This is a genomic window from Photobacterium iliopiscarium (assembly GCF_003026395.1).
Taxonomy (GTDB): Bacteria; Pseudomonadota; Gammaproteobacteria; order Enterobacterales; family Vibrionaceae; genus Photobacterium; species Photobacterium iliopiscarium.
Map to the genome: position 1 here is coordinate 263260 of NZ_PYOO01000004.1, position 25450 is coordinate 288709.

A 25450-nucleotide genomic window follows, 5' to 3' on the forward strand; every position below is an offset into this window, starting at 1 on the left:
CATACATTTATCTTTACCTATTCAAAGTGTTACCACCATCCATGTTGCATTATCTATTTTGATATTCTTATAAAGAATGAGATTATGCACGCCAATTATATAACGTCATCTTGATATCGGAGTATCAAATGCAAAATAAAGTACATAATATGATGGCGTGGCGTCAGGATATTTTTGCAGGATTATCAGTTGCGGCAATTGCCCTTCCCGCTCAAATGGCAACTGCACATTTAGCTGGTTTCCCTGTTATTTATGGTTTATACGTTTTTGTTGTATCCAGTCTTGGTTTTTTTATCTTTGGAAACAATCGTTATTTATCATGTGGTGCTGATTCAACTATTGCCCCTATTTTTGCTGTCAGTCTTGCCAGTTACGCCACATTATTTAGCGTACAATATATGGCACTAGCGTCATTATTAGCATTACTGGTAGGTGGAATTTTACTGTGTGTTTATATATTTAAGTTAGGTTGGGTCTCTAATTTACTGTCTTATCCGGTAACCCTAGGCTTTTTAGCGGGCGTATCAATTCATATCATTGTTAGCCAACTGCCTTCGATTTTAGGCTTACCGCACAGTTCAGCATCGCCATTTCAAACGCTTTACCACTTAGCGCAGCACATCACACAGCTGAATCTCATCACGACATTCATCGGTGGCGGCGTGTTTGCCTTTATCTTCTGGTTTAGTCGCCAATATAAACGTTTTCCCGCAGCGCTTGTTGCTTTAGCGATTAGCATCGCAATTGAAGTCGCGTTAAATTCACACAGCATCGATATTCCAACATTATCAAATCCTGCTGGTTTTGAACTTCATTGGGCTTTTATTGGCTTACCTTGGCATCAAGCGTTAACAATTTTTCCGTTAGCATTATTGATCGCCATGATTTGTATTGTCCAAACATCAGCGGTGTCTAGTACCATTAAAGATCGTAATACAACGCCTAATTTTAATCGTGATTTTGCAGGTATTGGCTTAGGTTCAGTGTTGTCTGGTTTAATCGGAGGCTTCCCTGGTAATGCTAGCCCACCACGTAGCATGTTAATTCAACAAGGTGGCGCGCACTCAAAATGGGCAGCATTATTTTCTGCTGCCGTTATTTGCCTTGTTTTACTCTATGCTCAAAACATTTTCCATTTAATTCCCAAAGCAACCTTGGCTGGAATTTTAATGTATGTGGGTTTGAGTATTTTTAAATGGAATGAGATTAAACGGATCTATCATCAAAACCGCCAAGAATTCTATTTATGTTTAACAACGATATTGATGATCGTTACTTTTCGTATTGATATTGGTGTCATGTTTGGTGTTTTATTATCATTACTACATAGCGTATTTATTATTACACGCCCAAACTGTGAAGAATTATTTCGTGAGCCTAACGGTGATCACTGGGGACACCGTTCTCGTTTAAATCCAGAACATAACTTATCCGCAGAAGAAGATGTTGCTGTACTTCACTTTTCAGCACCTTTATATTTCACCACTTTTTCATATTTTGAAGAGCGTATTCTAAATCTCGTCAATACTCGCCCTTTACTACGCCTAGTTATTATTGATGCCAGCAGTATTAGTGATATGGATTTAACGGCCGTTGATAAAATTGAAGTATTAAGTCAAAAATTAGCCCACCGAAACATAACGTTGATCTTTATTAATATTGAACACCCAAGATTTAGACGTTTAGTTGAAACAACTAATTTGCTAACCATATTAGGACAAGAAATAGAGTATAAAAATATTGAGGTTGCGATTACAGCATACCGTTAAACTCAGAAAGATAAGATAGGACAGCCATAACTTATACACCAGAAAAGTATGACCACATTGAAGATATAACAATGGGTTATCACAAAATAGCGATCTTATGGGTGTCCTGTCTTTAATGTCTTTTTGATGTATTTTACATCGCTAATAATGCGAGAAGTTGTTGCGGCTTATCTATAATATAATCAGGGTTTTTATCGAGAAGCGCCTTTCGATTGTTATATCCCCATGTAACAGCAATACTTTTAATATTAATTTTTTTAGTTGCTTCAATATCTCGTGTTTCATCGCCAATATAATAAACATCATCAGTAATAATCTTATTCTTATTGATGATCTTTTTTATGATCCCTGATTTACCAAAGATACTTGACTTAGAAAAGACAGCATCAAACTGAGTAATATTATTTAATCTTAAAAAAATGTTAATATTTTCTTCCGAATTAGAGCTCAATATAAAGAGTTTATGCCCTTCTTGTTTTAAGCTTTCAAGAACAGAATCAACCCCCGTGAATATTTTTTGCTCTTTCATTCGCTGAGTAAAATCACCACGAATTCGATGGGCTATCATTGGTATTTGTAACGGTGATATTCCTAAATATTGAATGATCTCTTTGCTGGTCATCGCTCGACATAATTCAATATCGTCATCATCAATATATTTAAAATTATATTCATGATAGATCTTTCTCATTACATCAATATACAAATTAAATGTATCTGCAATTGTTCCATCAAAATCAAAAATTAAAACCATTTATAACCACTTACACTTAACGTAGAAATACACAACAAATATCACAACAAGGGTTAGAATACGTGCCACTATTACGGCACATATCCAATCTAATACGTAATATTAACTATTTGCTTGTTGTTGCAATACTTTCTCAGCTTTCACTAAATCAGCAAAAGTCCAACCTACTGCTTCAGTTTTACTCATTAATTCACAGATATCAGCGATTTGAAATACATCTTCTGAATTATCAGTGTAAGTCACCACTAATTGTTGATCTTTCATATCCCAAGCTTCAGGATCTTTTTCACCGATTAGGCCATCTAAGTAATCACCTAGGCAACAATGCACCACAAAAAAGTGCTGCATTTGTACTTCTGAAACACCCAGAATGATAGCGGCTTCAACATAGTCATACATATATGTTGCTGATTCAGTATCTACAAAAAACTTAGAACCTTCAGCATCCCAATACTCAAAGTCTGTAATTTTAGAAGCGACGTAAGACTCAATTGCGTTTACAACAACACAATAATCACCGACCATTGACTCATATTTGTTAGACATAACTACCTCTTAAATGATGCTTACACATGTAAATACATTAATGATTAAGTAATTATACCCAATACCGAGGCTGATGAAAGCAGGCAACAACAACTTTAACTATAAGAAAATCCTAACCTTATCAGCATTAACTATTTTAATTCTCAATTTTCAAACAAAAAATAACATCAAAAAACACAAATGACTAGATTTATAAATATATAAATCAATTAAATAAATATAGATATACGCTCAATCATTCCCATCTTGATATTTGTCATACAATACTATTGGCACTTCATTTATATTACTTGAGATTTATATCATTACATAAAGAACAATCATTATGACAAATAATAAGCTTGGCCTACTTTACAGTAGTATTACACTTTTATTCTGGGGAATATTGCCTATAGCTCTAAAACTTTCTGAAAAATTTATTGATGCAACATCATTGAGTTGGTTCCGTTTCTTTATTGCTTTTATTATCCTTTTTATTCTTCAATTAACCTCTAATAATTTGCAGCAATTTCGAAAAATAACAATAAAGGAAATCATTAAACTTTTATTTGCTGGCGTATTCTTAACACTTAACTATGTTACTTTTGTATTAACCTTAAAATATTTATCACCAGGTGAAGCACAATTAAATTTTCAAGTCGCCCCATTTTTTCTTGCTTTTGGTAGCCTGTTATTTTTTAAAGAACGCTTAACGGCAATCCAACTTTCGTGCTTATTTACATTAGCTGTTGGTATTATTCTGTTCTTCCATCCCAATATTAGTGGGCATATAAATACAGGAAGTAAAGTTCTAATTGGTGTTGGCATTATTGAATTTTCAGCATTATCTTGGGCGTGTTATACCCTATTACAAAAATCATTAATGGCTAAAATATCGACCTCTAACGTTTTACTGTGTGTGTTTGGTATTGGTATGGTTCTATTAACACCATTAACGGATTTTACTCAATTTACCGCACTAACAACGTTTGATTGGAGTATTGCTTTATTTTGTGCATTCAATACGTTAATTGCTTATAGTGCATTAGCTAAAGCGTTAGTTTTCTGGCCTGCGGCTCAAGTGAGTGCTGTTGTTGCTGTTGCCCCAGTGATCAGTTTTATGTCAACGGCTTTTGTTGTCAGTATGGGATGGTGGCCTAATATTATAAAAGCCGCTCATCTCACTTCATTATCAATAATAGGTATTATTGTCATTGTTGGCTCGGTGGCAACCATGCAATTATTACCGCATTTATTGAAAAAAAATAAGCCGATTGAACAGCTTAATTAATTGTTCGTCATCTTATAATTAACAACAAAAAGGGTGGCTCATTAGGCCACCCATCAAACATGCCATTAAAAAGTGTGAAAACGACTACATCGCTCTTTCTACATTAGATACATAATCTGGCAAATTCGTTACATAAGGCGCAAACCATGCTCCTTTAATACCATGTGATTCACAGTCTACAATACAAATATCTTCATTCTGGCTTTCGACAACACCGAGAACAAGACCATCGGCCTCACCAATAATATTGATTGATACATCAAACCAATATGTAGAACTTTCTTTATTACAATCTTTACCAGAAAAAACAGCCTTCATTTGCCTCTCCAAATCACAAATTCATTAACGTGACTATCAAGCTCAAAGATAGGAATGATCTCATGTAACCATATGAATATAATAATGATCATGCTATCTATTTTCTTGAATTGGCATCAGTTTATACCTTGAGAGAATTACCAACTTAGTCATTGATCACAAAATAGAAGAAGCATTAAAAAACGAGTAATCTTATGGGTGTCCTATGTTTCTTTTCTCTATTTTCTTTTTCTGGTGTTCTTTTTTAGCAAATACATATTCTATTTTTATCAGTGGTAAAATTGACCACTGATATGATAATAATAGTTATTATGTATAGCAAAACTCACTAAGGACATCGTATGTACGTTGCAATGAACCGTTTCAAAATTCGTTTAGGTTCTGAACAAGAATTTATCGATATCTGGAAAAATCGTGATACTTATCTAGATACTGTCCCTGGTTTTCAGTCATTTGATTTACTGCAAGGGACGTCTAATGATGAATATACTCTGTTTGCATCTCATTCAGTGTGGCACTCTCGCCAAGCATTTGAAGATTGGACACAGTCAGAACAATTCCGCAAAGCCCATGCTAACGCGCGAGGCAACAAAGAGATCTATTTAGGTGCGCCAAACTTTGAAGGGTTTGAAAGCTGCCTTTAATCTATAAAAATCATAGCTGACATAAAGCCCTTACTACGTAAATGAACTGAAGATCCCATTTAGAAATGGTCAGTTTATTCATTAAGGGCTTTTTATTTATCCAATATCCCCACTTCCTAGTTCTAACAAGGTTGCATTTCCCCCTACCGCAGTAATATTAATCGTGCGTGTACGTTCAGTAATAAACCGTAAACAATAACGCTGACTGCCAATAATAGGCAGTGTGATACCATCAAGTTCAACAACTAATTGAGCCAATAATCCCTCTCGTTGTGCTAACTGCCGCGCCAATTGCTGCGCACCTTGAACATCACCACAATAAGCAACACCAACCGTTGATGAGTGCTGAACTAACGTATCTAGCGCGCTACCACTGACCACGGTGATCACATTAGCGAGGCTCTCAACGTGTTCAAGTTGAGCAACAATTCGTTCGGCATACTGAGTATCCGCCAAACACACTAAGACTGAATTGCCACATACCAATGCAGCGGTTAATTGACCGACAATTGCTTCTTCGGTTATGCCCTCTTGCGTAGTAACAATAAAGACACCTCGCCCACTACAATAAAGGGTATTGCTCTCACCTGTTGGCCCAGGCATTAATACATGTTTAGCGGCATATTTAAGTGCATTAGCACATTGAAATTGCACCATCGCGGCAGACTTTAACGGCAGTTGTTGCGCCCAACCTCGTAAAATTTCAGCCCGCAGTTCAAAACCAAGCTGATTCCATAAGATCATTGCAGCATGACTCGTATCAATTAACCGCTGCACTGTAGTTACATTATGCTGCATCAATTACTCCTTATGATGAATAGGTTGCACATACTCTTGAGTAAAACGGTATAAATAATGCGGTCCCCCCGCTTTAGGACCTGTTCCTGATAATCCTTGCCCACCAAACGGTTGAACGCCAACAGCAGCACCAACTTGATCTCGATTGATATAACAATTTCCCACTTGGGCACGTTGCTCAATATCAAAATAGGTACATTGATTGCGACTATGAATTGCCATCGTTAATCCAAATCCGGTCTGATTTATTTGGTCAATAACTTGATGTAATTCACAGGATTTAAAGCGCACCACATGCAAAATAGGGCCAAAATGCTCTTGTTGAAGTAAATCAAGATTATTAATTTCAATGGCTGTCGGAGGAACAAAATCACCAAATTGACACTCAGCGGCCAAGGGTGTTTGTGCAATTAATGTTGCTTGATGAGTTAATGTTTCAATATGCGTTAGTAGCTTTTCACGAGCAACGGCATCAATTACAGGGCCAACATTGGTGCTATGGTATTGAGGACAACCAACACTCAGCTCAGCCATTGCGCCTTTGATAAGCTCAATCACTCGATCTGCAATATCAGCTTGAACAAACAATACCCGTAAGGCAGAACAACGCTGACCCGCAGAAGCAAATGCCGAACGAATAACATCACGCACCACTTGTTCAGGTAATGCAGTGCTATCAACAATCATGGCATTTTGCCCTCCCGTTTCAGCAATCAACGGTACTGGTGCACATTCCCTTGCAGCTAAAATACGGTTTATTGTTTGTGCTGTTGGGGTCGAGCCCGTAAATACCACACCAGCAATGCGTTCATCGGATAATAATTGTGAACCTATCTGCGCGCCACGCCCAGGTAACAGATGAATAACCCCTTGTGGTAGCCCTGTTTCCAACAATAACTCAATCGCGCGATAAGCAATTAATGACGTTTGTTCCGCAGGTTTTGCAACCACAGTATTACCAGCAGCGAGTGCAGCACTGATTTGACCAATGAAAATAGCTAATGGAAAATTCCACGGACTAATACAGACAAAAACGCCCCGTCCTTGATAACGTAATTGTTGCTCAATGTCGTCATAAGTAGTGATCTGTTGTGGTGATTCAAAATTAAGGATTGCTTGTTGAGCGTAATAACGGCAAAAATCCACCGCTTCACGTATTTCATCAATCGAATCTTGAATGGTTTTTCCCGCTTCACGGTGACATAACGCAACTAATTCATGCTGGTGTAACGCTAATTTATCAGCCAGTTGTAATAAATAACTGCATCGAACAGAAGCGGAAGATGTAGACCAATTAGCAAACGCATCAGCCGCCTGTGTTATAGCCATCTCGACATGTTCTTCATTGGCAAAGATGACTTTACCGACAACTTCACGGCGATCATAAGGTGCAGTTACTGTCATTATTTCTGCGATAACATCACTCATCAAATGATATTGAGGTAACGGCGCAGCTTGCCATTGATACTCAGAAAAAGCCGTTACTGCCGCATTAAATGGCTGCCATTGCGATTCAATATCAATATTAATCGCAACTGAATTACGGCGCTCAGCACCAAAAATATCAGGCGGTAAAGGAATCAAACTATTATGTAATGTTAACCGTTTTTTTAGTGTCTCAACAGGATGCTCAATGAGTGCTTCAATAGGACAATCAGCATCAACGAGCCGATGAACAAACGAACTATTAGCCCCATTTTCTAATAATCGCCGCACCAAATAAGGCAATAGATCTTTATGACTACCAACGGGAGCATAAATACGCACCGCAACATTGTGCATCGCCATCGCATGGTTATACAGCGCATCTCCCATACCATGTAAACGCTGAAACTCAAACTTATCATGTGTAGCCATCGCAACAATAGCACTCACAGTATGGGCGTTATGGGTAGCAAATTGCGGATAAATAACCCCGTTAAGCGCGGGAGATAACAACAGCCGCGCGCACGCTAAGTACGATGTATCGGTCGCTTCTTTACGAGTAAATACCGGATAAGCGCTATATCCGCCTTGCTGACTAATTTTCAGTTCACTATCCCAATAAGCACCTTTTACAAGTCGCAATGGAATACTATCACCCTGTTTTTTGGCTAGTGCCGCCACCCACGCTAATACAGCTAAGGCTCGCTTTGAATAAGCTTGAACAACAATGCCAAATTGCCCCCAACCTTGCAGTTGTGGTGATTGATATAACTTTTGAAATAATAACAGTGAAAGCTCCAACCGATCGGCTTCTTCAGCGTCAATCGTAATTCCAACATTATGTTCACGCGCACAGCACAATAATGACAATAACGCGTCATACATTTCAGTAACGACACGTTCGGTGTTAGCAACATCATAGCGAGGATGTAATGCAGATAACTTAATAGAGACTGTCGAATTTAAGGAATGATGAAGCGCCCCATCGATGGTCGAATAACTATCACGCCCGACTGCAACAATCGCCGTCATATAATCTTGATAATACTTAGTGGCATCATCAGCCGTTAATGCTGCTTCACCTAGCATATCAAACGAATAACTAAAGCCTTGATCGCGCTTTAATTGCCCTTGCTTCATTGCCTCGGTAATATCACGCCCTAATACAAACTGATAGCCCATAATTTTCATCGCTTGATGCATGGCTTGGCGGATCACGGGCTCCGACATTTTATTCACTAATCGATTAATAACATCCGTTGCAGAACCATCTTTCGATATCTCTAACCCAACAACTTTTCCAGTTAGCATCAACCCCCATGTCGAAGCATTTACAAACAAAGAATCTGAATGTTTGAGGTGAGATTTCCAATCCGCAACGCTTAATTTATCTCGAATCAAAGCATCAGCCGTCGCAGTATCAGGAATACGCATTAATGCCTCAGCTAAGCACATTAATAACACCCCTTCTTTGGTGTCTAAGCTATATTCAAGCAACAATGCATCTATCATTTGAATCGCATTTTTGTCCGCGCGAACACGAGCAATTAATGCCGCCGCGTGCTGATCCATATCTAGATGTTCTTGTAATGACGGTGTTGCTAATGGTATTAATTGCGCTAACCACTCTGACTCATCAACCGCATAATAAGGAGAAATCAACGCCCACAACCGATCAAGAGGTTGTTCAATAAAAGATGGCTGTAAAACATCAGCGGCATTAAACATAATAAATCCCTCGATATAATCTGCGTTATAAATCAGCGTTTGTGGCGTGATTATCCTTCTCTACTATGACATTACCTTTTAATTACCACACTACATAACAAAAAGGTAACAATATGAGGTCAATATCAAAATATTCCAATAAAAGATATTTGAGTTTTTATTTAATTAGCGAGGCTTTCATTCATTACGTGCTGGCTATTTTTTTATAAACATGCAAACTATTATCATTATCAACAACTGGACTGTAATAATGAATAATATAGCCATATGGGGTGCAAGCAGTGGATTAGGTGCAGCCATGGTCGACTACTTCCATGAGCAAGGCTTCAATGTAATAGCTATTGCCAGAAACCCAACCAAAAACCCTCACATTGCACAGTACGATCTCATGTCTATTACTTGCGATGCGACAGATAAAACACAAGTTGAAAATGCGGTTGCTATACTGCCTGACAATACGCTCAACATTTCAACAATGGGCAGCTTTCATGCGGATATCCCTGTGGATTATATTGGTCATCGTTATTTGATTGATACGCTTGAAAAAAGCACCTCTAAACGTCTATTACTGATTACATCTTTAGGCTGTGGCGATTCATGGCAATTTATGTCAGATCGCGCTAAAAACGTCTTTGGTAGAGCATTACGAGAAAAAACACTGGCGGAAGCGTGGCTTAAAAGCAGTGCATTGAATTTTACGATTCTGCGTCCGGGTGGGCTTAAAGATGGAGAGCCAACACACCACGGTCAGTTATCACAAAATGAAGAAGTACACGGTGCGATTACTCGCGGCGAAGTAGCACGATTAAGCCATGAATTACTGTTAAATAACGCGAGTATTAATCAAACATTTCAGTGTGTAGATCCTAATATCGCACCTTACTAAACATCACGACTCACAGCAGTAAAAGACAAGGAGGTAATGCCATGCTTACCTCCTTGTGATTATTCATTATGTCGTTATGCGTCGCTCTCGCGAGAATTTACTGTCGAGAATGAAGATAATATCAGTGCTTATTATCCGCTTTCTAAGTTAAATTTATGGGTGTTCTATTTGTTATTCAAATTTAGATGCCGCTTCTAGCAATAAATCGCTATGCATAAAAATATCATCTAATGCTTCAATTGGATGACGAATTTCTTTCTTATCTTCACCGACAACACCCAAATATTTTTGCTTTGCATTAAAATGTAATCTGCATAATGGCTTTCTATTATTATCATCTAACAACACACCAAAATAACTTTGTGTATCTCGATGAGTAATACGTGAAACTGCAAATTTTGACCGTAAAATGGCTTTGATAATATTAAAGCCATCTAGCTCATCTTGAGTTGTATCAACTTTTGATTTTTCTTCTACTATATCAATTTCAGTGACAGACTCAGATATTAGCTGCGCATTCACTGGAATTTCGTCATTAGTGCCGATAGCAGACTTCAACCGATTATTAATACTATCATTTAAAAATTGCTTTAAAGCTTTAGTTGTAATATCTAAAAATTGAGCTTTAACTTTTGCAGTTTGTACACCTTCATATACCCTAGATGTAAAGAATTTAACAAACTCCTCTTCTGGAGCATTAAACTGTTCTTTCAATACAGCTTTGATCTGATTAAGGTATTTAAGCTCTCCAGCAGCATCAACAACTGAATCCACATCAAATGAAGACTTAGTCAGTTTTTTCACTTCAGGGACAATATGTTCGTCTAAATCCGACATATTCAAGATCAAAAATGGTTTTTCATCCATTTTATTTGGGGCATCTAAATCTGTATAAAACTCATAAATATCACCATTAGTAAGAATAGCAATACGTGCATTAGTAACTGAAAAATATCGAAAAAGTTGGCTTGCATGCTTAGTTAATAACTTTTCACCAAATTTTTTACATTCAATTAAAATTTGAACTTCACCATCTTTAAGGAGAGCATAATCCACTTTTTCTCCTTTTTTAGTACCTGTATCTGCATTAAATTCAGGCACAACCTCTGTTGGATCAAAAACATCGTAACCCAAAACTGTATGTAAGAATGGCATAATAAGCGCGTTCTTTGTTGCTTCTTCTGTCTCTAATGTAGAACCTATCTGTGATATTTTTTTTGAAAGATTCTGTAAACGATCGATAAAGTCCATTTATACACCACTAATTAAACGATTAAATTAATTGCATATAGCAATGTATCATATTAACTTTATATAAAAGCACTAAAACGCTAGCATAAATTGTTATTATTTGATCTATGTATAATTTTTAATACGAAATAAATATATTACCTATTGATATTGATAACACTTACTTTAAAGAATGGCGATCGTCTGCTGAAATAACAATGTTCATTATTATCTATATTCTTAGATGAAAAGTTATGGGGTTCATTTATTTTTAACACAGGTTTCAAAATACATTTGTCGGTAAGAACGTTGTTCTAGATCTATTGCACTCAAACCAAACTTATTAGCTAATATAACCAATTCAGCTCGATAACTATCCAGTAAACTTTCATCATCAGTCATAATGGCAAATTCAGCGAAGTCACCTACCCCATCAAGATGATCAACAGTAATATGAAACTTACCCACAAAATAAATACTGCGGGTTTTCTTCATCGCCAATACAATTTGATAACCCATTGTGGTAAGCATGCTTTTTGCTTTATTAACATCGGTAATATTTACAGCTTCACAGCGATCAGCTTCTGGTCCTTTTACGATCCAAAGCTTAATGCCTGACGGTGCCATTTCACGAATGCAAAGGCTTTTATTTTCAGCTAAAAGCTGTTGTTTTGGGGTATCAAAGTAACAATCAGATTCTATATTATCTTGAAGCATAATTTCATGCGTCATTGATTTTAATATTGCTAAAAACTGAGATATAGACTTCAATCGATATTTAAGCTCGACTTCAAATTTACCATTAAAATGATCTGAAACCATCATTGCTACTTACTGAATTATAAAGAGCGCAGATTAACACACCGACCCAGAGGTTTATGTTAACTATGTATGATTACTATTAATAACAAAAAACCAGTAGCAAAACATAGGACAGCCATATCTGTTCTATTAAGTATCCATTTCATTATTATGGATATTTAATAGAAAATGATGATAATGGAAAGTTATGGGTGTCCTGTCTTTTCCTTAAAATAACCAATAACAAAAAAGCCCTCATACTTAAAGTGAGGGCTTTTTACATTGAACGTTAGATCTTCAATATTACATTTATCTGACTGCACTGAACGGGCAGCAAAGAAGATCAGATTTTCCCTGCTATTTTTAAAAGAGTTATGGGTGTCCTATGTTTCTCAAATGTTTCAATTAGCTACTTTGACCATTCAATGCCAATTTAATACGTTGATGTGTACGATAGTTTGGAATCGAAATAAATTGATTCTGAATCGGTTTAGATCGAGGGTTATCGTAACCGTAAATATCATGACGCATCTCTAACTGACCCGTTGGTGTTACCCAAGCCGTTAAATAAGCCACATCAAGATTCACACGCACCTTCAAGCCAATCTCACGGTGATTGTTGGTATTAATCATATCGTCAACAGAAGGTAACGTCGGCATATTTTGATAAGACAAAATCATCGTAGCCATCTGGCGTGGTTTTTGAACACGCATACAACCAGAACTGAAATCGCGGTGATGGCGTTTAAACAATGGATACTCTGATTTTGATTCATCATGCATATACACCGCAAACGAATCAGGCATCAAGAATGCCACTCGGCCTAAGGCGTTTTCAGGGCCGGTATCTTGACGGAACTGATGTGTAAATGTCTTTGGGTTCACTGTTGCCCAGTCTATTGAAAGTGGTGGCACGACAGAGCGATCACTCCAACTTTCAATAACATCAATACGGTTATTCTTTAGAAAATTAGGATTAGCTTTAGCCGCTGGAATAATATTCTTAACTTTAATTGTTTCAGGTACATACCAGTAAGGGTTAATCACAACCGTATTAATGTATGACTGAAACAAATTGGTTGGGCGTTTTGGCATACCATCGATAATATTCGATTCAAATACAGGCTTGTTGTTATCGTATAGCGTCATTTTGAAATCAGGAATATTGACAATAATTTGTGGACCATTCCCTTCCAATTGCGCAAAACGTTCACGTTGTAAGTTCAATGCCGTAATACGCGCCAAACTAGAATAAGGGCGTGTTAATTGGCTTACAACGTCAGGTCCCATAATACCGTCCATCTTCAAACCATAATTCCCTTCAAAGGTTTTAATCGCTTGATTCATCACACCGGTATTTGTAATCGTCGCTTGAGCAATAATCTGTTGATACTGAGGCTGAGTTAAATAACCTAAATTCCAAAGCACTGTCGCCACTTTAGGACCATAAGGGATGGCATCACCGAGGTAAACAACCTTATCAAAGTGAACATTACTCGAATCAAGTGGATTAGCTGGCAAGCTTAATAGGTGGTTAATCACCCCCATTGTAGGAACAAACTGCGAAGAAGGAATAAGAGAATTGATCTTTTGAACCGTTAATGGGAAATAACTCTGCACCATTTTTAATGTCAAAGGCGCCAATGTTACTGGATGTGAATTGTATAATGGGCGAGGATCTTGCATTAATTGATGCACATAATCCACGTAAACTAGATACGTATCGGTTAATAACAAATCATATCCGCGCTGATCTGGCAATACTGCTAATTTCTTCAACTCTTTTAGACGCTGCTTCATACCTGGTAGCGTATTGGAATCTGCCAGCGCTTGTAATTGCGGCATGATCGCATTGACAAGCACTGGGTTTAACCAATATGGCATGAAGTTATTTTTGGCATACAGCGCATTCAAAATACTACCGTTACACACTTTGACCGTTGAGTTTGAACACAAAGATGCGGTGCTATTCACTGTAACGCTATCTAGAACATGTAAATCTAACGTATTGGTCACCGCATTATCAGCAGCCAAAGCTGATCCACAGGTTAGTAATGCTGAAACGGTCATTACTGAACGAATCAATGTTGTCATTTTTTTTCGATTAAATTTCATTCAACGGTCCTTTACTAAAAAAGTAAGAATATGCTTTTTTAGAATTAAAAGCATTCACCATTAAAAGTGACAAAGATTTCAAGAATGATGAGTAAAAAGTTAAAAAGGAGCCGTTTGCGATCCATTTATAACCAAATGGAACACAAAGCATTCGCTATAGTGGTTATTTGGTGAATCACTGGTGATCGGCACTCCCACCTTCTAGCGAATATTCATTGTTCAACTAAAGCTTATTCACAGAGCACCGTCAGTATTAAACATACTGAATTACAGTTTTTCTTTAAGCAATTACTTCAACGGATTGAGAGTAAAGAATTATGCATAACAGCGCCAATATGACATTGGTTATTATCCGTAATCTCGGAAGTTGAGGAACGAAGCTATCCGTGATCTACTCATCACGTGATCGAGCCTTAAAAGACGCCAAAGTTGCAATGGAGCTGGCCTATTTATGTGCTGCTCGTAAAGGCGACATATTAAAGCTTGAGTACTCGCATTTATTAGAAGATGGTATTTTCATTACTCAGTCTAAAACTGGCAAGAAACAAATCAAGATGTGGTCACCACGCTTACGTGAAGCAATTGCCCTATCTGAAACGTTAGCTGAAAAACAACTAACTTTGTGCTTCGTCGGCCTAATGGCCAAAAGGTTCACGGTCGTTCACTACAAGATTATTGGCAGGCAGCAAAAAAGAAAGCCGCTTTAGAATATGGCATCAATACTGATTTCACATTCCATGATTTAAAAGCTAAAGGTATTTCCGATTACGAAGGAACAATGGCTGATAAACAACGGTTCTCTGGCCATAAAGAATTTGCTCAAGTTAATACCTATGATCGTAAAGTAAATATGGTGCCACCACTTAACCTAAAAAATATTAATAAACCAAAGAGTGATCAATAGCAAAAAGCTCTCCTATTTGAATGAGGGCTTTTTGCATTATAGTCAATAAATTAATAATTCAACTAAATGCATTAACCTAGATTCAATATACCAATAAAATAAACTCACTTTACATATGATATGATATGCATTTAATATTTTAAGAAAAATAAACATATAAAGAGGTTTAAATTGTCCGATTTCGAATATAACGTCAATTTAGGAAAGCTTGGTGAAGAAGAGTTATCTCGATGGTGTACATCGGCAGGACTTATAGCAAATCGTTCTCTAGAAGAGGATACTATGGGATGGGATCATTTAGTAGAATTTCCTTACATAAAATCAGACGCACCTCAGGATAAACAAGAAAAACCTATTGAATGTAAAATACAACTAAAATCCACTCAACGTACTGATAAAAGTGTTAATATAAAACTATCAGCTTTGAAGAGATTAGTAGATTATACCTCTCCCGCCTTTATCCTTTTTTACGAATATGACAACTCTATATCTCCCGTACTTGAACACTCATATCTAGTTCACGTAGACGAGAAACTAATAACAAGAATATTAAAGAAAATCCGTCAAAACCATTTATTAAAAACGCCAAAAAAACTAAACAAAATTGAATTAAAAGTAAGCTACGGAAAGAATAATAAACTACGAGAGAATACTGGTGAAGTACTAAGAGATGAAATAGTTAATTTTACTCCTGATGGCATTGCTAAATACCAGCAAGATAAAGATAAATTAACTAAAACTGTAGGCTACGAAAATGGTGGTTACCAACTCCACTTCAAAACAAGTGGTAAAGAATTAGAAGACTACTTTATGAATAAAGCATTAGGCTTAGCTACTTCTTTGGATATTAAGGATGCACTCATACAAGACACGCGATTTAAGCTAAACGGGATAAACATTAAAGAATCCGACGAAGCTGAAATTGAAGTATCTCCAAAAATACATAGTAAATGCAAGCTACGTTTTAAAACTAGTATTTATTCATCATCCATATCATTTGACGCTGAACTAGTACAGGTTCCAAGTGTACTAACTGAATATAATAGATTGTTATTTAAATCAAATTTATTTTCCATTGAACTTGGAATAATGACTAAAGACTCATTTGAAAACATTAAGCTTCATGAAACACTCGATAAAAAAGTGTCGATAGAAGAATGCATCCGTTTTTTCAAAGTGTTTAGTCCTAGTAACTCTGGTAAACCTCTTTTTCTAGAGCTCGACTTCGGGATAGAAAATGGATCAATGTCTTATCAATGCGATATAAAACATAATCATGGTGATTTCTCTGATTTAGTCAATAACCTTCAGTTTTTAAAAAATAAGTTTGATATAGATAGTTCTTTAGAAGTTCATATGGAACAACTAATTCAAGACGAAAATAGAATCCAAGCCTTATGTAAACTTCTCCAAAACGATGTCGATAGCCTTCAATTAAGGGCTAAAGACACGCCAGAAAAGAAACTTGAAGAAATAAAGCAACCAGTTAGTTTCATCGTAGTATTAGGTAGCTCTGCATTTGGTGCTATTACTCTAGTATTTGCTCGCAATACAGAAGATTTCATATACCAAGCTTATAAAGTTGAAATTCTAGATACGTTGTCCTTTAATGATCATATTCCTACCAACGAACAAATCAACAAACTTGAAAATCAATCGATAAAAAGGTATATAGACGAGCATAATTAACTGAAAAATTGTATGAGTTAGCTAAATTGCTAGCTCATAAACGATATATGGCTATCTATTATTTACCAAAACCCATAGAGATTTTATAAAAATATTACATATAAATAAATTTAAACTTTATTTCAATAATTAATTCTGACCATTATAGACAATATTAATCGCCTCATCTCACATTCATAAAATTCACTTATTTTAAATAATTATGCACGTACATTTTCTAAAAAAACTCAAAATAATCATTTATATTAGCAGTTCATATTAGCAAAACGTTAGCAATTGGTATTTATCAGGAAAATAAGAAGAAATGTGAATACAACTGAAGGGAAAAAAGGAGGTGAAACTGAGTTCACCCCATAGCTATAACTTATTGTATCTTATGATTTTTAGCCAAGAAAGCATCTAGCTTATTAGCAAAATTTTGGCGATCTGCTTGTGTTAATGCAGACGGTCCACCAGTCTGAATTCCACTACTGCGCATGGTTTCCATGAAATCACGCATTTGTAGGCGTTGCTTGATGGTGTCTTTAGTATAAAGCTCACCGCGTGGGTTTAATGCGTGTGCGCCTTTGGTGATCAGTTCATCAGCCAAAGGAATATCAGCGGTGATCACCAAGTCCCCTACTTCGCATTCCTGAACAATATAGTTATCAGCCACATCAAAGCCTTGCTCTACTTGAATCGAGCGTAAAAATGGTGATGGTGGTGTGCGGATATATTGATTCGCCACCAGCGTTACACTTATTTTAGCGCGATCTGCTGCGCGAAAAAGAATCTCTTTCACTACGTTTGGACATGCATCTGCATCAACCCAAATTTTCATAGATTTCCCTTAAATATTGAGATTACGTGAATGAACACGTTAAATTTATCTATAAAAAAACCGCCCTTAATAAAGGCGGCTTTTATTTAATTCTTTGGCTTAGGCCGCTTCATTAATAATGAAACTTAACCAATTAGCGCTTTCTTAGCAATGTACTCATCGTAAGTGCCGTGGAAGTCTTCAACGCCTGCTGGAGTGATCTCAATAATACGTGTTGCAACTGACGTTACAAACTGACGGTCGTGTGATACGAACATCAATGTACCTTTGAAGTGCTCTAACGCAAGGTTAAGTGCTTCAATAGATTCCATGTCCATGTGGTTTGTTGGTTCATCCATTAGTAGGATGTTAGGACGTTGCATGATTAGCTTACCAAACAGCATACGACCTTGCTCACCACCAGAAATCACTTTAACTGATTTCTTGATATCGTTTTGTGAGAACAGCATACGACCAAGGATACCACGAACAACTTGCTCGTCGTCACCTTCTTTCTTCCACTGACCCATCCACTCTAGTAGTGTGATGTCTTCAGCGAAATCTGAGCTGTGATCCTGCGCATAGAAGCCGATATTGTTGTTTTCAGACCACTTAACCATACCTTCCATTGGGTCCATTTGACCCGCAAGTGTATTTAGGAAAGTTGATTTACCAATACCATTTTCACCGATGATCGCAATGCGCTCGCCCACTTCTACCAATAAGTTTACACCATTGATAAGAATGTTATCGCCGTAACCTTGTTTTAGGTTTTCAACTTCAAGTGCGTTACGGAACAGTTCTTTTTCCTGATCGAAACGAATGAATGGAGATTGACGGCTAGACGCTTTAACAGCTGTGATTTGAATCTTGTCTAGTTGCTTTTGACGAGATGTTGCTTGTTTTGCTTTTGATGCGTTTGCAGAGAAGCGGCTTACGAACGTTTGTAGTTCAGCAATTTGTGCTTTCTTCTTCGCATTGTCAGCTTGTAACTGATCACGTGATTGCTCTGCTGCAATCATGTATTCGTCGTAGTTACCAGGGAACAAACGCATCTCACCGTAATCTAAGTCAGCCATGTGTGTACATACACTGTTTAGGAAGTGACGGTCGTGCGAAATGATGATCATTGTGCAGTTACGTGCAAGAAGAAGTTGTTCAAGCCATGCAATTGTATGGATGTCCAAGTTGTTCGTTGGTTCGTCAAGAAGCATGATGTCTGGGTTAGCAAACAATACTTGAGCCAATAACACACGAACTTTAAGACCTGGAGCAACAGCACTCATAAGACCAAAGTGTTGATCTTCTGAAATACCAAGACCAAGAAGAAGTTCACCTGCACGCGCTTCTGATGAGTAGCCGTCCATTTCTGCGAATTCAACTTCAAGATCAGCAACACGCATGCCGTCGTCTTCTGTCATATCAGGCAGTGAGTAAATGCGGTCACGCTCTTCTTTCACAGTCCATAGTTCTTTATGGCCCATGATTACAGTGTCAATAACGCTGTAGTTTTCAAATGCAAATTGATCCTGACCTAACTTAGCCATGCGCTCGTTAGGATCAAGAGAAACAGTGCCACCAGATTGCTCTAGTTCGCCACCCAAGATTTTCATGAATGTCGATTTACCACAACCATTTGCGCCGATCAGGCCGTAACGGTTGCCACCACCAAATTTAACTGAGATGTTTTCAAATAATGGCTTATCGCCAAATTGCATTGTGATATTAGCTGTTGAAATCAATGTACTGTTTCCAAAATTTGTGAATATATCAAGCATTAAAAAAGCCGCTCAAGATAGGCGACTTTTTCTCTAAATTGTTGACTAGTATAGCAGCTTTCGTGACATACATCACCCTAAATTAGTGCTGCTATTTAGTAACCAATGATTAACGGCGAGAACGACCACCGTTACTGCGGCCACCACCATTACGACCACTGTTTGAACGTTCTTTATGCGCTGATGCTGCTTTTGCTTGTGATAGCAAAATAGATTCAACCGTTAATTCCATTGGTGTTTTTGGGCTAATACCATGAGCAAACGTACGCATGCGTGGTGGAAGTTCAAATTCAGCTTCAGATGCGCGTGGCATACGTTTAAAACGAGACAAATAAAATGCCTCTACTTTTTCACGTGCCCATTCTGTTTTTTTTAAGTACTTAATGCTGCTTGCAATCGAAGGCTTTGTATTAAAACAATTCATACGCATTGCAGTATCAAGGATTTCCCAGCCGTAATGATCAACTAACTCTGTTAGCATTTTCTCTAAGCTAAGACCATGTAATGGGTTATTTTGTAGTAATTGCTGCTCTAGCGTCATTTCTTTTACTTTTTTTTCTGGTTGTTGTTCTAGTTCTTGCATGTCTATTTCCTAACAAGTAGTCGCTGAGTGGCGCGCATTATACTAATAATAGCAAAATAATCATTAATAAAAAAAGCGAGCATTAAGCTCGCCTATTATTAATCAACTATTTGTTGCTATTGATATCATTATTCCCAATCAAGAATCACTTTACCCGACATGCCTGAACGCATAACGTCAAAGCCTTGCTGGAAGTCATCAATCTTGTAATGGTGTGTAATAATTGGCGTTAGATCTAGGCCTGATTGAATCAAGCTTGCCATTTTGTACCATGTTTCAAACATTTCACGACCGTAGATACCTTTAATGATTAAGCCTTTAAAGATAACTTGTGTCCAGTCAATGCCCATGTCTGATGGTGGAATGCCAAGTAATGCAACCTTACCGCCATGGTTCATGCTAGATAACATGCTGTTAAATGCCATTGGATTGCCTGACATTTCTAAGCCGACATCAAAGCCTTCTTTCATGCCTAATTCAGCCATAACATCAGTTAGGTTTTCATTGGCAACGTTAACTGCGCGAGTCACACCCATTTTACGCGCAAGATCTAAGCGGTATTCGTTAACATCGGTGATCACAACATGGCGCGCACCAACATGTTTTGCAACCGCGGCTGCCATAATACCAATTGGGCCAGCACCGGTGATCAATACATCTTCACCGACAAGATCAAACGATAATGCAGTATGAACCGCGTTACCAAATGGGTCGAAAATTGACGCTAAATCATCTGAGATATCATCTGGAATTTTAAATGCATTAAACGCAGGAATAACCAAAAACTCTGCAAACGCACCTTCACGGTTAACGCCAACACCAACGGTATTACGGCATAAATGGGTACGACCACCGCGACAGTTACGGCAATGTCCACAGGTGATGTGCCCTTCACCAGAAACACGATCGCCTAAGTTAAAGCCACGCACTTCTTGTCCCATGCCTACAACTTCGCCCACATATTCATGACCGACAACCATAGGTACAGGAATGGTTTTTTGTGACCACTCATCCCAGTTGTAGATATGTACGTCTGTACCACAGATAGCTGTTTTCTTAATACGAATAAGTAGATCATTATGCCCCATTTGCGGCTTATCTACTTCAGTCATCCAGATACCTTCTTCAGGCTTTAATTTAGACAGAGCTTTGATTTTCATAACACTTATTCCATGAAAGCTAGAACAACCGTTTAGCGGTGTTCTATATAATGACCTTAGCGAATGGCTAAAGTCGTGCCGATGTTAACAACGAAAAACGAACTAGATAATAGCCATCTCTTTGCCTACTTCGATAAAGACATCAATCGCTTTATCAAGTTGCTCACGGGTATGTGCTGCTGACATTTGAGTACGAATACGCGCTTTACCGTTTGGTACTACTGGGAATGAGAACCCGACGACGTAAATACCTTTTGCGAGTGCGCGCTCAGCAAATTCTGCTGCTACTTTTGCATCACCCAACATAATTGGAATGATTGCGTGATCAGCACCGGCCATAGTAAAGCCAGCATCTGTCATACGGGTACGGAAATGCGCCGCATTAATCCATAAGTTATCGCGTAAATCACCACTTTCAGCTAATAGATCAATAACACGGTTTGATGCAGCTACAATCGCTGGCGCAACAGAGTTTGAGAACAAGTATGGACGTGAACGCTGGCGTAACCAATCAATCACTTCTTTCTTACCTGATGTGTAACCACCTGATGCACCACCCATTGCTTTACCAAGCGTACCTGTAATGATATCAATACGATCCATTACATTATGGTGCTCGTGTGTACCACGCCCATTTGCGCCCATAAAGCCAACAGCGTGAGAATCATCAACCATCACAAGTGCGCCATATTTCTCGGCTAAATCACAGATAGCAGGCAAGTTAGCCACTACGCCATCCATTGAGAACACACCGTCAGTTACGATCAATGTATTACGTGCGCCCGCTTCTTTAGCTGCGATCAATTGTTGCTCAAGCTCTTCCATGTTGTTATTTGAGTAACGGAATCGCATTGCTTTACATAAACGTACACCATCAATAATAGAGGCGTGGTTTAGTGCATCTGAAATGATGGCATCTTCAGCATCTAAAATCGTTTCAAATAGACCCGTATTCGCATCAAAACATGAGGTATAAAGAATGGTGTCTTCCATTCCTAGGAAATTCGATAGTTTTTGCTCTAATTCTTTATGCGCGTCTTGTGTACCACAAATAAAACGTACCGATGCCATACCAAAACCGTGTTGATCCATACCTGCTTTTGCAGCAGCAATCAATTCAGGGTGGTTAGCTAAACCTAAGTAATTATTTGCACAGAAGTTTAATACTTCTTCACCCGATTGGATCGTTACGGCTGCTTGTTGTGCAGATGTAATAATACGCTCAGATTTGTATAGTCCTTCAGCTTTAACATCTTCAATTTGCTGATTAATTTGCTTATAGAATGCAGAAGACATGTGTTCCTCACAGATTTATTGGATGGTAACTAAGCGCAATTGCTAATAAAACCTAAAAGCTACTCTTTCAGACCAATAACATCCTGCAACAGCAGCATTAAATATCGAAGTCTAGGGAGTAACTTTCCTTTTACACCTTTTTTATTTGAAAATCGCTAACTATTTGGTGCTTTTTATCAACACTTTGAACTAGAACTTAATTGGTCACTTTTCAGCATTCTAATTCAAACCTAACCACAGTATTATCCCATACCATGGAAAATGATTATTGACTCTCAGGCACAAATGAATGGAAACTAATAAGCTAATCGCACTAATGCCAGATCTGGCGGTATTTATCGTGGTGGTTGATGAAGGCAGTTATACTGCGGCAGCTAAAAAGCTCAATGTCACCCCTTCTGCGTTGAGTAAACAAATATCACGCTTAGAGACTGCACTTTCCGTTAAATTATTAGAACGTACTACGCGTACATTAATGATCAGTGAGTCGGGTAAACGTATTTATAACCAATGTACGATAATGTTTGATGCCGCTAAACAAGCGATTGAAATCTCACATTCAGAGCCAATTGTGCCTGCGGGCATGATTACCGTCGCGGCTCCCAAAGCGTTTTTAGCGATTGTATTGCAACCTTTAGTAACGCCATTTTTAACCCAATACCCTGATATTCAATTAAAGCTTAAAGCCCGTGATGGCGATATTGATATTATAAAAGAAGGGATTGATGTGGTATTTAGGCTAACTGAAAAGCCCAGTGAGGATTTAGTTTTAAAGCAAATAGGTAAAGTCGATCTAATGCTATGTGCCAGCCCTGAATACTTAGCACAACGTGGCACGCCCAAAACACCACTAGATCTTGTCCATCATGATTGTTTGTATTTAGGGGAAACCAATACTGACAATATTTGGGATTTTGAACAACAACATACACGCCATCGCGTTACCGTAAGTGGTCGTTATGCGGTTAATCACTCTCAAATGCGACTTAATGGTGTAAAAGATAACTTAGGGATTGGTATTTTCCCTGATTTTGTGATCAAAGATGCTTTGCTCACAGGTGCGGTTATACAAGTATTACCTGCATGGACGATTCGTGGTAATTATCATGGAGATATTGCGCTGCAATACGCTCAAACTAAATTTATGCCCGCCCGACTAAGAGCATTTATTGACTACATAACAGCAAATTTTAACTCGTAAATCATTGATTAAATAAGAAAATGTGCGTTTTTGTCACTTTTTGTTTTTTTTGACACTTATTTTTGTAGTAACGCTAAAGTTATCATTTTCACTGAACTGATACACTTAGTGCATAAAAGGCCATCACAAAATAAAGGACAATCGGTCCCCTCAATGTATGCCTCCAATGCAAAAGGATCAGTGTTAATGCACTCAAAAATCATAGAAAATCATGATGAATTAATCCACTGGATGCGTTTAGTCGAGAATACCTATGGCCGTTCAATTCTAACTGATACTGCCATTCATTTTGTTTCAGGCACTTATGATGACGGTACAACTGGCCATATGATTGAAATTTTCGATCTTGATGATGCGATTATTGCTAGCTCTGCGGTGAGCCATGAATTAGCTGAATTTGCGAATAAAATGAACAACGTCGTTCAACAGCAAGGGGCTAATAGTCTTGCCGCTTCTCGTAGTGTCATGCATTAAAACAATTAACGTAAATATTCCATCGCTACTTTATTTCTCAGTCACTTCTGATTAGAGTGACGGTATAGCTTATACTTCGAACAGTATAATTAACTGCTTAACGGTTATGATAAACAGCAGCCGTTAAATTGAAATACAGTGGGAACAGCGATGGAAAAATATATTGGTTTAATGTCAGGCACCAGCATGGATGGCGTTGATGCTGTTCTCGTAGAAATTGACAACAATAATATTCGATTACTTGGTTCGCATCCCTTTGCTATGGGTAATAATCTCAAACAATCTTTATTAGATATTTGTTTAGGCCAACCAACCAATTTGCAAACATTGGGTGAACTAGACCACCGTTTAGGTCACCTTTTTGCAGATGCCGTATTAGCGCTGCTGAATAAAACCCAAACAGATGCTACAGGTATCACCGCTATCGGTAGCCACGGTCAAACCGTCTTTCATTCTCCCCACACAGAATATGCGTTTACGATGCAAATTGGTGATGCCAATATTATTGCCGCCAAAACAGGTATTACTACCGTTGCTGATTTTCGTCGCAAAGACATGGCATTTGGTGGTCAAGGTGCACCGTTAGTGCCCGCTTTCCATCAACAACTTTTTAGTACAACCCAATGTACTCGGGTTATTTTAAATATTGGCGGCATTGCTAACATTACCGTATTAGAACCCAATAAAGCGGTAACAGGCTTTGATACTGGCCCTGGTAATATGTTGATGGATGCATGGATCAACCTCCACCAGCAAAAAAGTTATGATGAGAATGGTAATTGGGCCCGTCTAGGAACAGTGAGTTCAGTATTATTAACTCGCTTATTGTCTGAACCGTATTTGCAGCTATCAGCCCCTAAAAGTACTGGCCGAGAATTATTTAACCTAACATGGTTACAACAGTATTTAGCAGAACCTGCTATTGCTGAACTGCAACTCTCTGCTTGTGATATTCAAGCAACACTCACTGAATATACCGCGCAAACTATTGCTAATGACGTTAAAAAAACAGGCCTAACCCCTGCCGTTACACCAAATGAACTATTAGTCTGTGGTGGCGGCGCCCATAACCCGATTTTAATGCAGCGACTTGCAGAACTGCTACCAAGCTGGCAGGTTATGACAACCGCAGATCGTGGTGTAGATATTGATAACATGGAAGCAATGGCGTTTGCATGGCTTGCCTATCGCACCATGCATCATCAATCAGGTAATTTACCCGAAGTGACTGGAGCCAGTCGTTTAGCCCAATTAGGCGCGATTTATCCTGCGGATTAACAAA

At 38.0% G+C, this 25450-nt stretch carries 22 protein-coding genes; 9 read left to right on the plus strand and 13 right to left on the minus strand.

All coding sequences use genetic code 11. The features are described from left to right. Positions 1-128 precede the first annotated feature (128 nt). Complete coding sequence (locus tag C9J51_RS08835; RefSeq protein ID WP_052667865.1) at positions 129-1769, plus strand: SulP family inorganic anion transporter; 1641 nt, start codon at positions 129-131, stop codon at positions 1767-1769. Positions 1770-1902: 133 nt separating this feature from the next. On the opposite strand, the gene C9J51_RS08840 is transcribed toward C9J51_RS08835, so the two are convergent. Continuing rightward, on the minus strand, positions 1903-2523 hold the full coding sequence (locus tag C9J51_RS08840; RefSeq protein ID WP_045038577.1) for an HAD-IA family hydrolase: 621 nt from the start codon (positions 2521-2523) through the stop codon (positions 1903-1905). A 102-nt stretch (positions 2524-2625) separates the two neighbouring features. Then, positions 2626-3069 carry a hypothetical protein gene (locus tag C9J51_RS08845; RefSeq protein ID WP_107180552.1) on the minus strand — a complete coding sequence of 148 codons (444 nt, stop codon included), beginning with the start codon at positions 3067-3069 and terminating at the stop codon, positions 2626-2628. A 325-nt stretch (positions 3070-3394) separates the two neighbouring features. Between C9J51_RS08845 and C9J51_RS08850 the strand changes: the two genes are divergently transcribed. Further along, positions 3395-4339 carry a DMT family transporter gene (locus C9J51_RS08850; protein WP_045038574.1) on the plus strand — a complete coding sequence of 315 codons (945 nt, stop codon included), beginning with the start codon at positions 3395-3397 and terminating at the stop codon, positions 4337-4339. Positions 4340-4423: 84 nt separating this feature from the next. Here C9J51_RS08850 and C9J51_RS08855 read toward each other — a convergent pair whose 3' ends face one another. Then, positions 4424-4657 carry a hypothetical protein gene (locus C9J51_RS08855; protein WP_045039597.1) on the minus strand — a complete coding sequence of 78 codons (234 nt, stop codon included), beginning with the start codon at positions 4655-4657 and terminating at the stop codon, positions 4424-4426. Between the two features lie 341 nt (positions 4658-4998). Here C9J51_RS08855 and C9J51_RS08860 point away from each other — a divergent pair, with 341 nt between their 5' ends. Beyond that, the gene (locus C9J51_RS08860; protein WP_045038572.1) at positions 4999-5301 is read left to right on the plus strand and encodes an antibiotic biosynthesis monooxygenase family protein; all 303 of its coding nucleotides are present in this window, start codon (positions 4999-5001) and stop codon (positions 5299-5301) included. A gap of 96 nt (positions 5302-5397) precedes the next feature. Here C9J51_RS08860 and C9J51_RS08865 read toward each other — a convergent pair whose 3' ends face one another. Both C9J51_RS08865 and putA read right to left on the minus strand, forming a co-directional pair. Further along, complete coding sequence (locus C9J51_RS08865; RefSeq protein ID WP_045039598.1) at positions 5398-6099, minus strand: proline dehydrogenase; 702 nt, start codon at positions 6097-6099, stop codon at positions 5398-5400. Between the two features lie 3 nt (positions 6100-6102). After that, on the minus strand, positions 6103-9252 hold the full coding sequence (gene putA, locus C9J51_RS08870) for a bifunctional proline dehydrogenase/L-glutamate gamma-semialdehyde dehydrogenase PutA (RefSeq protein ID WP_045039599.1): 3150 nt from the start codon (positions 9250-9252) through the stop codon (positions 6103-6105). 250 nt (positions 9253-9502) lie between these two features. Between putA and C9J51_RS08875 the strand changes: the two genes are divergently transcribed. Next, positions 9503-10138, plus strand: coding sequence for an SDR family NAD(P)-dependent oxidoreductase (locus C9J51_RS08875; protein ID WP_107274973.1), 636 nt, complete (start codon positions 9503-9505; stop codon positions 10136-10138). Between the two features lie 171 nt (positions 10139-10309). On the opposite strand, the gene C9J51_RS08880 is transcribed toward C9J51_RS08875, so the two are convergent. The 3 genes from C9J51_RS08880 to C9J51_RS08890 form a co-directional block, all read right to left on the minus strand. Continuing rightward, positions 10310-11389 (minus strand): type I restriction endonuclease, encoded by a 1080-nt coding sequence (locus C9J51_RS08880; protein WP_045038569.1) that lies wholly within the window; start codon positions 11387-11389, stop codon positions 10310-10312. 240 nt (positions 11390-11629) lie between these two features. Further along, positions 11630-12190 (minus strand): class IV adenylate cyclase, encoded by a 561-nt coding sequence (gene cyaB / locus C9J51_RS08885; RefSeq protein WP_045039600.1) that lies wholly within the window; start codon positions 12188-12190, stop codon positions 11630-11632. Positions 12191-12574: 384 nt separating this feature from the next. Then, the gene (locus C9J51_RS08890; RefSeq protein WP_045039601.1) at positions 12575-14284 is read right to left on the minus strand and encodes a L,D-transpeptidase family protein; all 1710 of its coding nucleotides are present in this window, start codon (positions 14282-14284) and stop codon (positions 12575-12577) included. Positions 14285-14906: 622 nt separating this feature from the next. Here C9J51_RS08890 and C9J51_RS19575 point away from each other — a divergent pair. Together C9J51_RS19575 and C9J51_RS08900 are read left to right on the plus strand one after the other, a co-directional pair. After that, positions 14907-15188 carry a site-specific integrase gene (locus tag C9J51_RS19575; RefSeq protein ID WP_209428646.1) on the plus strand — a complete coding sequence of 94 codons (282 nt, stop codon included), beginning with the start codon at positions 14907-14909 and terminating at the stop codon, positions 15186-15188. 171 nt (positions 15189-15359) lie between these two features. Beyond that, positions 15360-16877, plus strand: coding sequence for a hypothetical protein (locus C9J51_RS08900; protein WP_107274974.1), 1518 nt, complete (start codon positions 15360-15362; stop codon positions 16875-16877). A gap of 364 nt (positions 16878-17241) precedes the next feature. On the opposite strand, the gene C9J51_RS08905 is transcribed toward C9J51_RS08900, so the two are convergent. From C9J51_RS08905 to C9J51_RS08925, 5 genes are all read right to left on the minus strand, one after another. Next, on the minus strand, positions 17242-17697 hold the full coding sequence (locus C9J51_RS08905; RefSeq protein WP_045038663.1) for a YaiI/YqxD family protein: 456 nt from the start codon (positions 17695-17697) through the stop codon (positions 17242-17244). 125 nt (positions 17698-17822) lie between these two features. Next, a complete protein-coding gene (locus C9J51_RS08910; RefSeq protein WP_045038665.1) occupies positions 17823-19418 on the minus strand; it encodes an ABC-F family ATPase in 1596 nt (531 codons plus the stop codon). Between the two features lie 145 nt (positions 19419-19563). Further along, the gene (locus C9J51_RS08915) at positions 19564-20037 is read right to left on the minus strand and encodes a VF530 family protein (protein ID WP_373455626.1); all 474 of its coding nucleotides are present in this window, start codon (positions 20035-20037) and stop codon (positions 19564-19566) included. 128 nt (positions 20038-20165) lie between these two features. Further along, positions 20166-21197, minus strand: a complete 1032-nt coding sequence (gene tdh, locus C9J51_RS08920; RefSeq protein ID WP_045038662.1) for an L-threonine 3-dehydrogenase — start codon at positions 21195-21197, stop codon at positions 20166-20168. 102 nt (positions 21198-21299) lie between these two features. Continuing rightward, positions 21300-22493, minus strand: coding sequence for a glycine C-acetyltransferase (locus C9J51_RS08925; RefSeq protein WP_045039604.1), 1194 nt, complete (start codon positions 22491-22493; stop codon positions 21300-21302). Positions 22494-22782: 289 nt separating this feature from the next. Between C9J51_RS08925 and C9J51_RS08930 the strand changes: the two genes are divergently transcribed. From C9J51_RS08930 to C9J51_RS08940, 3 genes are all read left to right on the plus strand, one after another. Continuing rightward, a complete protein-coding gene (locus C9J51_RS08930) occupies positions 22783-23694 on the plus strand; it encodes a LysR family transcriptional regulator (protein WP_045039605.1) in 912 nt (303 codons plus the stop codon). 186 nt (positions 23695-23880) lie between these two features. Next, a complete protein-coding gene (locus tag C9J51_RS08935) occupies positions 23881-24168 on the plus strand; it encodes a hypothetical protein (protein ID WP_045039606.1) in 288 nt (95 codons plus the stop codon). Between the two features lie 150 nt (positions 24169-24318). Next, positions 24319-25446, plus strand: a complete 1128-nt coding sequence (locus tag C9J51_RS08940) for an anhydro-N-acetylmuramic acid kinase (protein ID WP_107274975.1) — start codon at positions 24319-24321, stop codon at positions 25444-25446. The last annotated feature ends 4 nt before the right edge of the window (positions 25447-25450 follow it).

What these genes read in the sequence shown, in the direction of transcription:
- C9J51_RS08835 (WP_052667865.1), top strand. Translation starts at nt 129, where the DNA reads ATGCAAAATAAAGTACATAATATGATGGCGTGGCGTCAGGATATTTTT.
- C9J51_RS08840 (WP_045038577.1), bottom strand. Translation starts at nt 2,523, where the DNA reads ATGGTTTTAATTTTTGATTTTGATGGAACAATTGCAGATACATTTAAT.
- C9J51_RS08845 (WP_107180552.1), bottom strand. Translation starts at nt 3,069, where the DNA reads ATGTCTAACAAATATGAGTCAATGGTCGGTGATTATTGTGTTGTTGTA.
- C9J51_RS08850 (WP_045038574.1), top strand. Translation starts at nt 3,395, where the DNA reads ATGACAAATAATAAGCTTGGCCTACTTTACAGTAGTATTACACTTTTA.
- C9J51_RS08855 (WP_045039597.1), bottom strand. Translation starts at nt 4,657, where the DNA reads ATGAAGGCTGTTTTTTCTGGTAAAGATTGTAATAAAGAAAGTTCTACA.
- C9J51_RS08860 (WP_045038572.1), top strand. Translation starts at nt 4,999, where the DNA reads ATGTACGTTGCAATGAACCGTTTCAAAATTCGTTTAGGTTCTGAACAA.
- C9J51_RS08865 (WP_045039598.1), bottom strand. Translation starts at nt 6,099, where the DNA reads ATGCAGCATAATGTAACTACAGTGCAGCGGTTAATTGATACGAGTCAT.
- putA (WP_045039599.1), bottom strand. Translation starts at nt 9,252, where the DNA reads ATGTTTAATGCCGCTGATGTTTTACAGCCATCTTTTATTGAACAACCT.
- C9J51_RS08875 (WP_107274973.1), top strand. Translation starts at nt 9,503, where the DNA reads ATGAATAATATAGCCATATGGGGTGCAAGCAGTGGATTAGGTGCAGCC.
- C9J51_RS08880 (WP_045038569.1), bottom strand. Translation starts at nt 11,389, where the DNA reads ATGGACTTTATCGATCGTTTACAGAATCTTTCAAAAAAAATATCACAG.
- cyaB (WP_045039600.1), bottom strand. Translation starts at nt 12,190, where the DNA reads ATGGTTTCAGATCATTTTAATGGTAAATTTGAAGTCGAGCTTAAATAT.
- C9J51_RS08890 (WP_045039601.1), bottom strand. Translation starts at nt 14,284, where the DNA reads ATGAAATTTAATCGAAAAAAAATGACAACATTGATTCGTTCAGTAATG.
- C9J51_RS08905 (WP_045038663.1), bottom strand. Translation starts at nt 17,697, where the DNA reads ATGAAAATTTGGGTTGATGCAGATGCATGTCCAAACGTAGTGAAAGAG.
- C9J51_RS08915 (WP_373455626.1), bottom strand. Translation starts at nt 20,037, where the DNA reads ATGCAAGAACTAGAACAACAACCAGAAAAAAAAGTAAAAGAAATGACG.
- tdh (WP_045038662.1), bottom strand. Translation starts at nt 21,197, where the DNA reads ATGAAAATCAAAGCTCTGTCTAAATTAAAGCCTGAAGAAGGTATCTGG.
- C9J51_RS08925 (WP_045039604.1), bottom strand. Translation starts at nt 22,493, where the DNA reads ATGTCTTCTGCATTCTATAAGCAAATTAATCAGCAAATTGAAGATGTT.
- C9J51_RS08930 (WP_045039605.1), top strand. Translation starts at nt 22,783, where the DNA reads ATGGAAACTAATAAGCTAATCGCACTAATGCCAGATCTGGCGGTATTT.
- C9J51_RS08935 (WP_045039606.1), top strand. Translation starts at nt 23,881, where the DNA reads ATGCACTCAAAAATCATAGAAAATCATGATGAATTAATCCACTGGATG.
- C9J51_RS08940 (WP_107274975.1), top strand. Translation starts at nt 24,319, where the DNA reads ATGGAAAAATATATTGGTTTAATGTCAGGCACCAGCATGGATGGCGTT.